Here is a 14,609-nt window from a genome sequence, read left to right as displayed (position 1 = left end):
GGCCCGTCCCGACAACGCTCGGGGCGGGCCGCCGGCGTCTGCTAGCCTGGGAGGTGACCAGTCGGGCGTTCGCGCGCCCGACGTGCAAGAGAGGCCCCGCCTCCACCCGCGTCGACCAGCAGGTCGCCGGGTCCCGGTCCCGCACGGTGTCCGCACCGGGCGGGTGTGACGTCCTCGCGATCCGTCGCGCGGCTCGTCGCCGTCGGCCTCTTGCGCACCCGGTGCCAGGAGGCCTTTCTGGTGCCCGGGGTCGTCACGACACGACGACGAAGGAGCAGGCACATCAGCGAGCCTCGCATCAACGACCGCATCCGGGTCCCGGAAGTGCGGTTGGTGGGCCCCAACGGGGAACAGGTCGGCATCGTGCGCGTCGAGGACGCGCTGCGGCTGGCGGCCGAGGCCGACCTCGACCTGGTCGAGGTCGCCCCGATGGCGCGCCCTCCGGTCGCCAAGCTCATGGACTACGGCAAGTACAAGTACGAAGCCGCCATGAAGGCCAGGGAAGCACGCAAGAACCAGGTCAACACGGTCATCAAGGAGATCAAGCTCCGCCCGAAGATCGACGACCACGACTACGGCACCAAGAAGGGCCATGTCGTGCGCTTCCTCAAGGCGGGCGACAAGGTCAAGGTGACCATCATGTTCCGCGGCCGCGAGCAGTCCCGGCCCGAGCTGGGCTTCCGGCTGCTGCAGCGGCTGGCCGAGGACGTGATCGAGCTGGGTCACGTCGAGAGCGCCCCCAAGCAGGACGGCCGCAACATGGTCATGGTGCTCGGTCCCACCGCCAAGAAGGCCCAGGTCCGGCAGGCGAAGCGGCGCGACGCCGAGCGCGCCCAGGGCGAGCAGCCCGCCGGTCCGGCGGACGACGGGGCGGCCCTGGCCGGCGACACCCCGTGAGTCTGCGGGCGCGAGCGCACGGCTCGGCCCGCGACCACCGGCCTACCCACAGAACCACGCCCGGCACCCCGGGCGAGACGATGACGACGAAGGAGATCGGCTCATGCCGAAGATGAAGACCCACAGCGGCGCCAAGAAGCGGTTCCGCGTGACGGGTTCCGGCAAGCTCATGCACCAGCGCGCGCGCCACGTGCACAAGTTCCAGGAGCGCTCCAGCCAGGCCGCGCGCCGGCTGGTGAACGACAAGGAGGTCGCGCCCAGCGACGTCCGCAAGGTCAAGAAGATGCTCGGTCTCTGACCGGGCACCTCACCCTCGAACCCACCCCCTGAAGCACTAGTCAAGGAGTACTCACGTGGCACGCGTGAAGCGGGCGGTCAACGCCCACAAGAAGCGTCGGGTCGTCCTGGAGCGCGCCAGCGGTTACCGCGGGCAGCGCAGCCGGCTCTACCGCAAGGCCAAGGAGCAGGTCACCCACAGCCTGGTCTACAGCTACAACGACCGGCGCGCCCGCAAGGGTGACTTCCGTCGCCTCTGGATCCAGCGCATCAACGCGGGCGCCCGCGCCCACGGCATGACCTACAACCGGTTCATCCAGGGCCTCAAGGCCGCCGGTGTCGAGGTCGACCGCCGCATGCTGGCCGAGCTCGCCGTCCACGACGAGGCCGCGTTCGCCGCGCTCGTCGAGCTCTCCCGCGCCAACGTGCCGGCCGTCGGCACCGCGGCCGAGTCCGCGGCCTGAGCCGGCGCACGACGCACCGACGCCCCAGCGCATGAGCGCATCCGACCGTCCGCTGCTGAGCAACGCTCGCAGCGAACGGGTCCGTGAGGTCTCGGCGCTGGGGCGTCGTGCTGCCCGCGCGCGGTCGGGCCGGTTCCTCGTGGAGGGGCCCCAGGCCGTGCGCGAGCTGCTGCGGTATGCCGCCGGGCACGCCCGCGCGCTCTACGTCACCGCGGCGGCGGGGGAGCGGCATCCCGAGATCCTCGACGCGGCGGGGCGCGAGGACGTGCCGACCTGGACCTGCACCGAGGAGGTGCTCGCGGCGATGGCGGACACCGGCTCGCCGCAGGGGGTGCTGGCCGTCGCCGAGCACGTCGACGTGCCGCTCGACGAGGCGCTGGACGCCGTGGGGCCGGGCGGCTTCGCCGTGGTGCTCACCCACGTGCGCGACCCCGGCAACGCGGGGACCGTGCTCCGGGGGGCGAGCGCCTTCGGGGCCGCGGCGGTGCTCGTGAGCGCCGCCTCGGTCGACGTGCACCACCCCAAGGTCGTGCGCTCCACCGTGGGCGCGCTGTTCCACCTGCCGGTCAGCGTGGGGACGCCGGTGGGGGAGCTGCTGGACGCGTGCCGCGGGCGTGGCATCCGGCTGCTCGCGGCCGACGGCGGCGGGGAGGTCGCGTTGCCGGACGCCGACCTGGCCGGGCCGCACGCGTGGGTCCTCGGCAACGAGGCGTGGGGGATGCCCGACGACGTGCTCGCCGCCTGCGACGCCGGCGTGGCCATCCCCATCGAGCGGGCCGAGTCGCTCAACCTCGCGATGGCCGCGACGGTCTGCCTGCACGCCTCCGCGGCGGCGGCCGGGGAAACCCGGTCGTGGGGGCGCCCGGGGCGCACCTAGACTTGCGCAGGTGTCCGAAGCCAACAGTCACACCAGTCCAGCCGGTATGCCCGCAGGCACCGACCAGGAGGGGTCGCCGCACGAGGGGGGCGGCTCGGCGTCGGCGGAGCCCGGGCTGAGCCCGGAGAGCGTCGAGGGCCACGTCGCGCAGGCCCTGGAGGCCATCGCCGCGGCGTCCGACCTGGACGGCCTCAAGGAGGCGCGGCTGGCCCACGCCGGGGACCGTTCACCGCTGGCGCTGGCCAACCGTGCCATCGGCGGGCTGCCGGGCCCGGAGAAGGCCGCGGCCGGCAAGCTCGTCGGCCAGGCGCGGGGGAGGGTCAACCAGGCGCTCGCCCGGCGCCAGCAGGAGCTGGAGGCCGAGCGGGACGAGCGCATCCTCGTCGAGGAGGCCATGGATCTCACCGTCGCCCCCGGGCGCCGCCCGCTGGGCCGTCGTCACGTCCTGACCGTCACCGCCGAGCGCATGGCGGACGCGATGGTCGGCATGGGGTGGGAGATCGCCGAGGGGCCGCAGGTCGAGGCCGAGTGGTTCAACTTCGACGCGCTGAACTTCGACAAGGACCACCCGGCCCGGCAGATGCAGGACACCTTCTTCGTCGAGCCGGCCAAGGCCGGGCTGGTGCTGCGCACCCACACCTCGCCGGTGCAGGCGCGGTCGCTGCTCGAGCGCGGCGTGCCGCTCTACGTCGCGGTGCCGGGCAAGACCTTCCGCACCGACGAGCTCGACGCCACGCACACCCCCGTCTTCCACCAGCTCGAGGGGCTGGCCATCGACGAGGGCCTGACGATGGCCCACCTCAAGGGCACCCTGGACCGCCTCGCCGAGGCGATGTTCGGGCCGGGGATCGTGAGCCGGCTGCGGCCCGCCTACTTCCCGTTCACCGAGCCCAGCGCGGAGATGGACTTCCGCTGCTTCGTCTGCCGCGGCGAGCCCACCGCCACCCCCTGCCGGACGTGCGGCGGCACCGGGTGGATCGAGTGGGGCGGCTGCGGCATGGTCCACCACAACGTCCTGCGCGCGTGCGGGGTCGACCCGGAGCGCTACCAGGGCTTCGCCTTCGGCATGGGGGTGGAGCGCACGGCGATGTTCCGGCACGGCATCGCGGACATGCGGGAGCTCATCGAGGGAGACGTGCGCTTCAACGCGCAGTTCGGGATGGAGATCTGATGCGGGTACCGGTCGACTGGCTGGGCGAGTACGTCACGCTGCCCGAGGGCGTCACCGGCGAGCAGATCGCCGCCGACCTCGTGGCCGTCGGGCTCGAGGAGGAGGGACTGCACACCAGCGGTGTCGGCGGCCCCCTCGTCGTGGGCCGGGTGCTCGAGATGACGCCGGAGGAGCAGAAGAACGGCAAGACCATCAACTGGTGCCAGGTCGACGTCGGCGACGCCAACGGCAGCGGCGAGCCCCAGGGCATCGTCTGCGGGGCGCACAACTTCGCGGCCGGCGACCTCGTCGCGGTGATCCTCCCCGGGGGCAGCCTGCCGACCCCCCAGGGCCCGCTGACCATCAGCGCCCGCAAGACCTACGGCCACGTCTCGGCCGGCATGATCTGCTCGGTCCGCGAGCTCGGCATCGGCGAGGACCACGACGGCATCCTGGTGCTGCCGCGCCTGCTGCCCGCGGAGGTCGTCGCGCGGCTGGCCCCCGGGGACGACCTCGTCGGGGTGCTCGGGCTGGACCGGGAGACCGTCGAGGTCAACGTCACCCCCGACCGCGGATACTGCTTCTCGATCCGGGGCATCGCCCGGGAGTACTCGCACGCCACCGGCGCGGCCTACACCGACCCGGCCGCGCTCCCCGTCGACCCCGGCGAGGGGGAGGGGTATGCCGTGCGGCTCGCCGACGAGGCGCCGCTCGAGGGAGTCCCGGGCTGCGACCGCTACCTCGCCCGGGTGGTGCGCGGCATCGACCTCACCCGGACCACCCCGGAGTGGATGGCGCGCCGGCTGACCGAGGCCGGCATGCGCCCGATCGGCCTGGCGGTCGACGTGACCAACTACGTCATGCTGGCGCTCGGGCAGCCGTTGCACGCCTTCGACCTGGCGACCCTGTCGGGCCCCGTCGTGGTCCGCCGCGCCCGCCCGGGCGAACGGCTGACCACCCTCGACGACGTGGACCGTGCCCTGGACCCCGAGGACCTCCTCATCACCGACGGCGGGGAGCGGGTGCTCGCGCTGGCCGGCGTGATGGGCGGCGAGGACGGCGAGGTGACACCCGGGGTCACGACCGACGTGCTCATCGAGTCCGCGCACTTCGACGCCCGGTCCGTGGGGCGCACGTCGCGTCGCCACCGGCTCTCCAGCGAGGCGGCCAAGCGCTTCGAGCGCGGGGTGGACCCCGACGTCACGGCGGCGGCCGCTCAGCTGGCGGTCGACCTGCTCGTCGAGCACGGGGGAGGGACCGCAGACCCGGCCGTCACCGACGAGGACCAGCGGCCGCAGCGGCCCACCGTCGACCTCGACCTCACGCTGGCGAGCCGCTACGTCGGCGTCACCTACGACCTGGCACGGGTGCAGGAGATCCTGCGGCTCATCGGCTGCGAGGTGGAGGGGGGCGCCGGCGACCGGGTGGTCGCCGTCCGGCCGCCCAGCTGGCGCCCCGACCTGACCGACGCCCCCGGGCTGGTCGAGGAGGTCGCCCGCATCGACGGCTACGACAAGATCCCGTCGGTCGTCCCCCGGGCGGTGGGCGGCCGCGGACTGACCCACGGCCAGCGGGCCCGGCGGGCGGTCGCGACGGCCCTGGCGGGCCAGGGTCTCCAGGAGGTCCTCACCTACCCCTTCGTCGGCGTCGAGCGCTTCGACGAGCTCGGGCTGGACCAGGACGACCCGCACCGTGACGCGGTCCGGCTCGCGAACCCGCTGTCGGACGAGGCGCCGCTGCTGCGGACCGCCCTGCTGCAGACGCTGCCGGAGGCCCTGCGCCGCAACGTGTCCCGGGGCAGCCGCGACGTCGCGCTCTTCGAGATCGACAGCGTCACGCTGCCCGCGGGCGAGGCGATCGCCCCCGTGCCCGGGGTCGGTGAGCAGCCCGACGACGAGGTCCTGGCGCAGATCCGCGCCGCCGTGCCCGCCCAGCCCTGGCACGTGGCGCTCATGGCCGCCGGGCAGGCCGACCGGTCCGGATGGTGGGGCCGTGGTCGCCCCGTCGACGTCGTCGACGTCGTCGGCTGGGCGCACGCCGTGGCCGAGGCCCTGGGGGTGGAGGTCCGCCGGGAGCAGAGCGAGCGGGCGTCGTTCCACCCGGGCCGCTGCGTCGACCTCACCCTGGCGGACGGCACCGTGGTGGGCTGGGCCGGCGAGCTGCACCCCACGGTCGTGCAGCGCCTGGGCCTGCCGCCGCGCACCAGCGCCGCCGAGCTGAACCTCGACGTGCTCGTCGTGGCCAGCGACCACCGGACCCAGGCCAGCCCGTTGTCCACCCACCCGCTCGCGACCTCCGACGTCGCGCTGGAGGTGCCCCGCGGGGTCCGCTTCAGCGCCGTGGAGGAGTCGCTGCGGGCGGGGGCGGGTGACCTCCTGGAGCGGCTGGAGCTCTTCGACGTCTACGCCGGCGACCAGGTCGCCCAGGACCGGCACTCCCTGGCCTTCCGGATGCACTTCCGGGCGCCGGACCGGACCCTGACCACGCAGGAGGTCAACGAGGCCCGGGACGCGGCCGTCGGACGGGCCGCCCGGGACCACGGGGCGGTGCAGCGGTGAGCGCCCGGGTGGCCCTGGTGACCGGGGCGTCGCGCGGCATCGGCGCCCTCGCGGTCGAGGCGCTGCTGGGTGCCGGGTGGCACGTCGTCGGCGTGTCCCGGTCCGGCACGGTGGCCGACGGCGCCGAGGGCGTGCCGTGCGACGTCACCGACGCCGACCAGGTCGCCTCGGTGGTGGACGCGGTGGTCGAGCGGCACGGCCGCATCGACCTGCTCGTCAACAACGCCGGCCTCATCGAGGCCGAGGTGCCGCTCTGGGAGGCCGACGTCGACGAGTGGTGGCAGGTCATGGTGACCAACGTGCGCGGCCCCTTCCTGCTCACGCGGGCGGTGGTGCCGCACATGATCGCGGCGGGCGGCGGCCGGGTCGTCAACATCAACTCCGGGTCCGGCACCAAGGAGCGGGGCGACCTCACGGCGTACTGCGGCTCCAAGTCGGCCCTCGCCCGCATCACCGGCGGGGTGGCGCAGGCCGGGGCCGAGCACGGGGTCCTGGCCTTCGACCTGGCGCCCGGGGTCGTCGAGACCGACATGACCCACTCGATGCAGATGCACGAGGGCCGGACCGAGTGGACCGCCCCGCAGGAGGTGACCGACCTCCTCCTGGCGTTCGCCTCGGGCGAGCTCGACGGCTTCTCCGGCCGGATGGTGCGGGCCGGCGCCGACGACCTCGACACGCTGCGCGCGTGGTCCGCCCGCGGGCTGCCGGACGGGGCGCGCATGCTCCGGCTGCGGCCGTGGGGCGAGGACGACCCGCTGGCCCCCTGACGTGGAGGGCTTCGGTGTCCGCACGCGGTGGGAGGACCTGCCGGTCCCGGTGCACGACTGGGTCGCGCAGGTCCTCGGTGGCCCCGTCGTGCAGGCGGTCTCGCAGCCGGGCGGCTTCTCCCCGGGCTCGGCCGACCGGGTCCGGACCGCGGCCGGCCGCCGCGCCTTCGTCAAGGCGGTCGGGCCGCACCCGAACCCGGACTCACCCGCGCTGCACCGCCGCGAGGCCGGCGTGCTGCGCAGCCTCGCCGCTGAGGGGCTGGACCTCGCTCCCGCCCTGATCGCCGACCTCGACGACGACGGGTGGGTCGCCGTGCTCACCGAGGAGGTCGACGGCCGGCACCCGCACGCCCCGTGGACGGGGGCCGAGCTGGCGGGCACCCTCGCCGCGCTGACCGAGCTCGCCCACCACCGGGCGCCCGCCTCCTGGCCCGACCTGCCCGGGGAGGTCCGCGCCGCGTTCGGCTGCTGGGCGCTGCTGCGCGACGACCCGCCGGCGGACCTGGACCCCTGGCTCGTGCCGCGGCTGGGGGAGCTGCACGACCTGTCCTCGCGCACCCTGGACCGGCTGGCGGGGGACGCGGTCGTGCACCTCGACGTCCGCGCGGACAACCTGCTGGTCGAGGCCGACGGGCGGGCGCGCCTCGTCGACTGGCCGTGGGCGAGCCGTGGGGCCGGGTGGTTCGACGCCAGCTAGCTGCTCGTCGACGTGTGGGCGGTCGGGGAGGTCGACCTCGGCCCGCACCTGCCTCCGGTCCTGGCGCTGGGCGCGACGCGCGAGGACGTGCTCGGCGTGGTCGCCGGGCTGGGCGGCTACCTGCTCGACGCGGCCCGGCGCCCGGCGGCCCCGGGGCTGCCCACCCTGCGTGCCTTCCAGCGCTCCCGCGGCGAGGCCGCCGTGCGGCTCCTGCAGGAGCTCGGGGGTGGCGCCTGGTCCTGAGCACGCCGCTGCGTGCGGGGCCTCGGGTCAGCCCCGGGGCGCATCCAGCCGGGCGACCAAGGCGCGGGGGGCGGTCGCGCGGTAGGACTCCTCGACGAGCTCGGCGACCTCGACCCAGTCGCTGTCGTCGTCGAGGTCGACGCCCACCCAGCCGGCGGGGCCGAGGTAGGCCGGTCGGAAGCACCGGGGCTGCTCCAGCAGGGCCCGCGCCTCGTCGGGGTGCGGCTTCACGACCACCGCGTCCGGGTGCTGGGCATACGTCCCGTCGACCTTGACCGAGGCGCCCACGTAGGCGAACACCTTCACCGTGAAGAACGCCGGGTGCCCGTGGCTGGTCTTCTCCGCGGACGCCGGGAGCGCCAGGCAGACCGCCCGCACCCGGGCCAGCACCGGGCTGTGCGGGTCCACCACGAGCGGGTGCGCCATGGGTGCACGCTAGCGCCGTCCGGTGCGGGGCGCTGGGTGCATACTCATGCAGACATCGGTATACTCGTGCACCGTGACCTCGATCCCCATGACCCGCGCCGCGCGGCACCAGCGCATCAGCGACCTGCTGGAGCGGCACGCGGTGGGCTCCCAGGGGCAGCTGCTCGACCTCCTGTCGGAGGACGGCATCTCGGTCACCCAGGCCACCCTCTCCCGCGACCTCGTCGAGCTGGACGCCGTCAAGGTGCGCCGCGGGCGGCAGCTCGTCTACGCCGTGCCCGGTGAGGGCGGCGACCACACCCCGCGGCCCGCCCAGGACCAGCTCGAGGTCAGCCACCGCCTCGCCCGCCTCTGCCAGGAGCTGCTCGTCAGTGCCCGGTCGGTCGGCAACCAGGTCGTGCTGCGCACGCCGCCCGGCGCCGCGCAGTTCCTCGCCTCGGCGATCGACCGCAGCGACGCCGAGGACATCCTCGGCACGATCGCCGGGGACGACACCATCCTCGTCATCACCGCGGACCCCGCGGGCGGCCCGGACACCGCGCACCGGCTCCTCACGCTGGCGGCCGAGCCCGAGCAGCGTGACGGCACCTGACACACTGGTGCCCATGACCGTGAGCCTGTGGGGAGGCCGCTTCTCCGGCGGCCCCAGCGACGCCTTGGCCGCCCTGAGCAAGAGCACGCACTTCGACTGGAGGCTGGCCCCCTACGACCTGGCCGGCTCGCGGGCGCACGCCCGCGTCCTGCACCGTGCCGGGCTGCTGTCCGACGACGACCTCGCGGCGATGCTGGCGGCCCTGGGGCAGTTGCTCGCCGACCTCGGGTCGGGTGCGTTCGTCGCCCTCGACACCGACGAGGACGTGCACACGGCGCTGGAGCGGGGGCTCATCGAGCGGGCGGGACCGGAGGTCGGCGGACGGCTGCGGGCCGGCCGGTCGCGCAACGACCAGGTGGCGGCGCAGTTCCGGATGTACCTCCGGGACCAGGCCCGACTGCTCGGCGCCCGGGTGCTCGAGGTGGTGCAGGCGCTGGTCGACCAGGCCGCGACCCACCCCGAGGTGGCCATGCCGGGGCGGACCCACCTGCAGCACGCCCAGCCGGTGCTCCTCGCGCACCACCTGCAGGCCCACGCCTGGGCCCTGGTGCGCGACGTCGAGCGGCTCGTGGACTGGGACCAGCGCGCGGCGGTCTCGCCCTACGGCTCCGGCGCCCTCGCCGGGTCCTCGCTGGGGCTCGACCCGCAGTCGGTCGCCCACGACCTCGGTATGCCGCGGGCCGTCGACAACTCCATCGACGGGACCGCCTCGCGCGACTTCGCGGCGGAGTTCTCCTTCGTCATGGCGATGACGGCGGTCGACCTGTCGCGCATCGCCGAGGAGGTCATCCTCTGGGCGACGGCGGAGTTCGGCTTCGTCACGCTCGACGACGCCTTCTCGACCGGCTCGAGCATCATGCCCCAGAAGAAGAACCCCGACGTCGCCGAGCTGGCCCGCGGCAAGGCGGGCCGCCTCATCGGTGACCTCGCCGGGCTGCTGGCCACGCTCAAGGGCCTGCCGCTCGCCTACAACCGCGACCTCCAGGAGGACAAGGAGCCGGTCTTCGACGCGGTCGACACCCTGGAGGTGCTGCTGCCGGCGGTCTCGGGGATGGTGGCCACCCTGACCTTCCACCCCGAGCGCCTCGAGGAGCTCGCGCCCCGGGGCTTCTCGCTGGCCACCGATGTCGCCGAGTGGCTGGTGCGGGAGGGGGTGCCGTTCCGGGTCGCCCACGAGGTGGCCGGTGCGTGCGTGCGGCACTGCGAGGAGCGGGGGATCGGGCTGGAGGACCTGGACGACGCCGCCCTGGCCTCCATCAGCCCGCACCTGCACCCGGGGGTCCGGTCGGTGCTCACCGTGCCCGGCTCCCTGGCCTCGCGCAACGCGCACGGCGGCACCGCGCCGGTCCGGGTGACCGAGCAGCGGGCCCACCTGCTCAAGCAGCTCGCCCGGCTGCGGCACTGGGTGCGGGAGATGCCCGCCATCCGTGACTGACCGTCCGGTCGCGCCGTCCGAGGTGCGGGGCGGCAGCGGGAGGACGGTCTCGCGGACCGAGCTGTCCGGTCCGGTGCTGGAGGTGGCTCCTCGGCTGCTCGGGTGCGTCCTCACCCATGACGGGGTCTCCGTCCGGCTCACCGAGGTCGAGGCGTATGCCGGCCCGGCCGACCCCGGGTCGCACGCCTACCGGGGCCGCACGGCACGCACCGGGGTGATGTTCGGGCCGGCGGGCCACCTCTACGTCTACCTCAGCCACGGCCTGCACTGCTGCGCCAACATCGTGACCGGGCCCTCCGGCACGGCCTCGGCCGTGCTCCTGCGTGCGGGCGAGGTGGTCGCCGGCGCACCGTCGGCCCGGCGCAGACGGCAGAAGGGACGGTCCAGCCCGGTGCCCGACCGCGACCTCGCCCGCGGGCCGGGCAACCTGGGCCGTGCGCTCGGGCTCGACCGGCAGCACGACGGGCTGGACCTCTGCGGCCCCGGATCCCGGGTCCGGCTGCAGGCACCGGCCGGGCTGGTCGAGCCCGCGCCGGGCACAGGTCCCGGTGAGCAGGTCCGCACGGGACCCCGCGTCGGGGTGAGCGGCGAGGGAGGGTCGGCAGATCTCTTCCCGTGGCGGTTCTGGCTGGCCGGGGAGGCGACGGTGTCGACATACCGGGCGGCGGCGCCGCGCCGGGCCGACCCGCGCAGCACGTCCGGGCGACCGGCGGGCCGACAGTAGGCTGGACCTCATCACGAGGCGGATCTCGTACCCCACGACCGGAAGGACCCCACGGTGACCCACATCCTCGACGAGCTCCGGTGGCGGGGCCTGGTGGCACAGACCACCGACGAGGCCGCCCTGCGCCAGGCCTTCGACGACGGACCGATCACCGTCTACTGCGGCTTCGACCCGACCGCGCCGTCGCTGCACTTCGGCAATCTCGTCCAGCTCATCGTGCTCCGCCACCTGCAACGGGCGGGACACCGGGTCATCTGCCTGGTCGGCGGGTCCACGGGTCTCATCGGCGACCCCAAGGCGACCGCCGAGCGGGTGCTCAAGACCAAGGACGAGGCGGCCGCCAACGTCGCCCGGATCCAGCAGCTGGTGCGCCCCTTCCTCGAGGTCGAGGGGGACAACCCGGTGGTGATGGTCAACAACCTGGACTGGACCGCGCCGCTGAGCGCGCTGGACTTCCTGCGCGACGTCGGCCAGCACTTCCGGGTCAACCAGATGATCCGCAAGGAGGCCATCGCGGCCCGGCTCGAGAGCCAGGAGGGGATCTCCTACACCGAGTTCAGCTACCAGCTGCTGCAGGGGCTGGACTACCTGCACCTCTTCCGGGAGTACGGCTGCACCCTGCAGACCGGGGGGCAGGACCAGTGGGGCAACCTCACCGCGGGGGTGGACCTCATCCACCGGGTGGAGGGCGCCTCGGTCCAGGTGCTCACGACACCACTCATCACGGACGAGAACGGCATGAAGTACGGGAAGTCCGAGGGCAACGCCGTGTGGCTCTCGGCCGACATGACCTCGCCCTACGCCTTCTACCAGTACTGGATCAACGTGGCCGACGCGGAGACCGGCAAGCTGCTGCGCGTCTTCACCGACCGCGACGCCGAGCAGATCAGCGCGCTGGAGGAGTCGGCCCGGGAGCGCCCGCACCTGCGTGAGGCGCAGCGGGCCCTGGCGGCCGACGTCACGACCCTCGTCCACGGGGCGGCAGCCACCGCGCAGGTCGAGGCGGCGAGCCAGGTGCTCTTCGGGCGGGCCGATCCCGCCACGCTCGAGGCCGGCACCCTGCAGGACGCCACGGCCGAGCTCCCCGGAGGCTCGGCGGACGTGGGCGACAGCGTGCTCGACGCCCTGGTCCGCACCGGCCTGGCCGAGAGCAGGGGAGCGGCCCGACGGCTCGTCGGCGACGGGGGCGTCAGCCTCAACAACGCGCGGGTGGACGACGTCGACCGGCTGCTGACCGACGAGGACTTCCTGCACGGCCAGGTGGCGCTGCTCAAGCGTGGCCGCAAGAGCCTCGCCGCGGTCCGAAAAGCCTCCTGACCAGCCGATTTGTCGTCTGCGGCGGGTGTCGCCTAGAGTTTCACCTCGCCGCACCGACAGGGAGGCACGGACACCGAGAGGTGGCCGGTCCCGGGTTCGGCACCACGCACCACCAGCGTCTGAGCAGGGCTCGGACGGGATTTGACTCCCGGAAGCGCGGGTGCGTAACCTAGAAGAAAGCCCCGGACATCACGGCGCGAAAGCGCACGGATCATGGTGTGTGTCCGATTCTTGAGAACTCAACAGCGTGTTTGTTTTTTGATGCCATGTTTTGTTTGCCATGGCTGGTGCCCGCCCCCGGGTGCTGGTTGTGGTTTTTGTTGGGATCGTTATCTGTTCGGTAATGGTTTTGTTTTTTATCGGAGAGTTTGATCCTGGCTCAGGACGAACGCTGGCGGCGTGCTTAACACATGCAAGTCGAACGATGAAGCGGTGCTTGCACCGTGGATTAGTGGCGAACGGGTGAGTAACACGTGAGTAACCTGCCTTCCACTCTGGGATAAGCGCTGGAAACGGCGTCTAATACTGGATATGACACTGTCTCGCATGGGGTGGTGTGGAAAGATTTAGTTCGGTGGTAGATGGACTCGCGGCCTATCAGCTTGTTGGTGGGGTAATGGCCTACCAAGGCGACGACGGGTAGCCGGCCTGAGAGGGTGACCGGCCACACTGGGACTGAGACACGGCCCAGACTCCTACGGGAGGCAGCAGTGGGGAATATTGCACAATGGGCGCAAGCCTGATGCAGCGACGCCGCGTGAGGGATGACGGCCTTCGGGTTGTAAACCTCTTTCAGCCTTGACGAAGCCTTCGGGTGACGGTAGGGGCAGAAGAAGCACCGGCTAACTACGTGCCAGCAGCCGCGGTAATACGTAGGGTGCGAGCGTTGTCCGGAATTATTGGGCGTAAAGAGCTTGTAGGCGGCTTGTCGCGTCTGCTGTGAAAGCCCGGGGCTTAACTCCGGGTCTGCAGTGGGTACGGGCAGGCTAGAGTGTGGTAGGGGAGACTGGAATTCCTGGTGTAGCGGTGGAATGCGCAGATATCAGGAGGAACACCGATGGCGAAGGCAGGTCTCTGGGCCACTACTGACGCTGAGAAGCGAAAGCGTGGGGAGCGAACAGGATTAGATACCCTGGTAGTCCACGCCGTAAACGTTGGGCGCTAGGTGTGGGTCCCATTCCACGGGGTCCGTGCCGCAGCTAACGCATTAAGCGCCCCGCCTGGGGAGTACGGCCGCAAGGCTAAAACTCAAAGGAATTGACGGGGGCCCGCACAAGCGGCGGAGCATGCGGATTAATTCGATGCAACGCGAAGAACCTTACCAAGGCTTGACATACACCGGACGACTGCAGAGATGTGGTTTCCCTTTGTGGCTGGTGTACAGGTGGTGCATGGTTGTCGTCAGCTCGTGTCGTGAGATGTTGGGTTAAGTCCCGCAACGAGCGCAACCCTCGTTCCATGTTGCCAGCAACACCTTTTGGGTGGTTGGGGACTCATGGGAGACTGCCGGGGTCAACTCGGAGGAAGGTGGGGATGACGTCAAATCATCATGCCCCTTACGTCTTGGGCTTCACGCATGCTACAATGGCCGGTACAAAGGGCTGCGATCCCGTGAGGGGGAGCGAATCCCAGAAAGCCGGTCTCAGTTCGGATTGGGGTCTGCAACGACCCCATGAAGTCGGAGTCGCTAGTAATCGCAGATCAGCAACGCTGCGGTGAATACGTTCCCGGGCCTTGTACACACCGCCCGTCAAGTCACGAAAGTCGGTAACACCCGAAGCCGGTGGCCCAACCCTTGTGGAGGGAGCTGTCGAAGGTGGGACTGGTGATTGGGACTAAGTCGTAACAAGGTAGCCGTACCGGAAGGTGCGGCTGGATCACCTCCTTTCTAAGGAGCATCGTGCACTCCCTGTCCCGGTTCGGGGTGGGGGGTGTGTGCGGCCTCGTGGTGCACCCGAGTGTGGTGTCCGAGGTTGCTTCAGGGTGGAACATCGAAGAGCTGTCGCCCCTGGTGGGGTGGTGTCGCCTGTGGTGAGTACGGGCTGTCCTGGGTGGGTCCTTTCGGGGTCCTGGTCCTGGGGTGGTCGTGGAAAGTCGGGTGGTGCCGCCTGGTGGGGGTGCAAACACGCTGTTGGGTCCTGAGGGATCGGGCCGGCTGGTTCTCTGTCGCACTCCTTGGGTGGGGT

At 72.1% G+C, this 14,609-nt stretch carries 14 protein-coding genes and 1 rRNA gene; 14 read left to right on the top strand and 1 reads right to left on the bottom strand.

Translation table 11 applies throughout. The features are described from left to right. Positions 1–282 precede the first annotated feature (282 nt). The 9 genes from infC (at position 283) to FHD63_RS08520 (ending at position 7,929) form a co-directional block, all read left to right on the top strand. Positions 283–897 carry a translation initiation factor IF-3 gene (gene infC / locus FHD63_RS08560; protein ID WP_139723062.1) on the top strand — a complete coding sequence of 205 codons (615 nt, stop codon included), beginning with the start codon at positions 283–285 and terminating at the stop codon, positions 895–897. Positions 898–1,000: 103 nt separating this feature from the next. Next, the gene (gene rpmI / locus FHD63_RS08555; RefSeq protein WP_058892344.1) at positions 1,001–1,195 is read left to right on the top strand and encodes a 50S ribosomal protein L35; all 195 of its coding nucleotides are present in this window, start codon (positions 1,001–1,003) and stop codon (positions 1,193–1,195) included. 55 nt (positions 1,196–1,250) lie between these two features. Next, on the top strand, positions 1,251–1,637 hold the full coding sequence (gene rplT / locus FHD63_RS08550) for a 50S ribosomal protein L20 (protein ID WP_139721702.1): 387 nt from the start codon (positions 1,251–1,253) through the stop codon (positions 1,635–1,637). A 31-nt stretch (positions 1,638–1,668) separates the two neighbouring features. Further along, the gene (locus tag FHD63_RS08545) at positions 1,669–2,514 is read left to right on the top strand and encodes a TrmH family RNA methyltransferase (RefSeq protein ID WP_139721701.1); all 846 of its coding nucleotides are present in this window, start codon (positions 1,669–1,671) and stop codon (positions 2,512–2,514) included. A gap of 46 nt (positions 2,515–2,560) precedes the next feature. Continuing rightward, positions 2,561–3,685, top strand: coding sequence for a phenylalanine--tRNA ligase subunit alpha (gene pheS / locus FHD63_RS08540; RefSeq protein WP_238705590.1), 1,125 nt, complete (start codon positions 2,561–2,563; stop codon positions 3,683–3,685). Next, entirely contained in the window at positions 3,685–6,222 is a 2,538-nt protein-coding gene (gene pheT / locus FHD63_RS08535; RefSeq protein ID WP_139721700.1) for a phenylalanine--tRNA ligase subunit beta, read from the top strand. Before pheS ends, pheT begins: the two co-directional genes overlap by 1 nt. After that, entirely contained in the window at positions 6,219–6,989 is a 771-nt protein-coding gene (locus FHD63_RS08530; RefSeq protein WP_139721699.1) for an SDR family NAD(P)-dependent oxidoreductase, read from the top strand. Before pheT ends, FHD63_RS08530 begins: the two co-directional genes overlap by 4 nt. Before the next feature lies 1 nt (position 6,990). Further along, positions 6,991–7,686, top strand: a complete 696-nt coding sequence (locus FHD63_RS08525) for an aminoglycoside phosphotransferase family protein (protein ID WP_139721698.1) — start codon at positions 6,991–6,993, stop codon at positions 7,684–7,686. A gap of 12 nt (positions 7,687–7,698) precedes the next feature. Next, on the top strand, positions 7,699–7,929 hold the full coding sequence (locus FHD63_RS08520) for a hypothetical protein (protein WP_139721697.1): 231 nt from the start codon (positions 7,699–7,701) through the stop codon (positions 7,927–7,929). A gap of 27 nt (positions 7,930–7,956) precedes the next feature. Here FHD63_RS08520 and FHD63_RS08515 read toward each other — a convergent pair whose 3' ends face one another. Then, complete coding sequence (locus tag FHD63_RS08515; RefSeq protein WP_139721696.1) at positions 7,957–8,355, bottom strand: MmcQ/YjbR family DNA-binding protein; 399 nt, start codon at positions 8,353–8,355, stop codon at positions 7,957–7,959. An 88-nt stretch (positions 8,356–8,443) separates the two neighbouring features. Here FHD63_RS08515 and FHD63_RS08510 point away from each other — a divergent pair, with 88 nt between their 5' ends. The 5 genes from FHD63_RS08510 (at position 8,444) to FHD63_RS08490 (ending at position 14,311) form a co-directional block, all read left to right on the top strand. After that, the gene (locus FHD63_RS08510) at positions 8,444–8,947 is read left to right on the top strand and encodes an arginine repressor (protein WP_139723060.1); all 504 of its coding nucleotides are present in this window, start codon (positions 8,444–8,446) and stop codon (positions 8,945–8,947) included. A 13-nt stretch (positions 8,948–8,960) separates the two neighbouring features. Beyond that, entirely contained in the window at positions 8,961–10,382 is a 1,422-nt protein-coding gene (gene argH, locus FHD63_RS08505; protein ID WP_139721695.1) for an argininosuccinate lyase, read from the top strand. Next, positions 10,375–11,106 (top strand): DNA-3-methyladenine glycosylase, encoded by a 732-nt coding sequence (locus tag FHD63_RS08500; protein WP_420853095.1) that lies wholly within the window; start codon positions 10,375–10,377, stop codon positions 11,104–11,106. The genes argH and FHD63_RS08500 overlap by 8 nt, the downstream gene beginning before the upstream one ends. Before the next feature lie 54 nt (positions 11,107–11,160). Further along, entirely contained in the window at positions 11,161–12,423 is a 1,263-nt protein-coding gene (gene tyrS, locus FHD63_RS08495; RefSeq protein WP_139721694.1) for a tyrosine--tRNA ligase, read from the top strand. A 356-nt stretch (positions 12,424–12,779) separates the two neighbouring features. Then, a 16S ribosomal RNA gene (locus FHD63_RS08490) occupies positions 12,780–14,311 on the top strand. The last annotated feature ends 298 nt before the right edge of the window (positions 14,312–14,609 follow it).

The sequence above is a fragment of the Serinicoccus chungangensis genome, assembly GCF_006337125.1.
GTDB lineage: Bacteria > Actinomycetota > Actinomycetes > Actinomycetales > Dermatophilaceae > Ornithinicoccus > Ornithinicoccus chungangensis.
The sequence above is the reverse complement of the archived record's forward strand: the minus strand, read 5'-3'. Positions and strand labels throughout refer to the sequence as shown.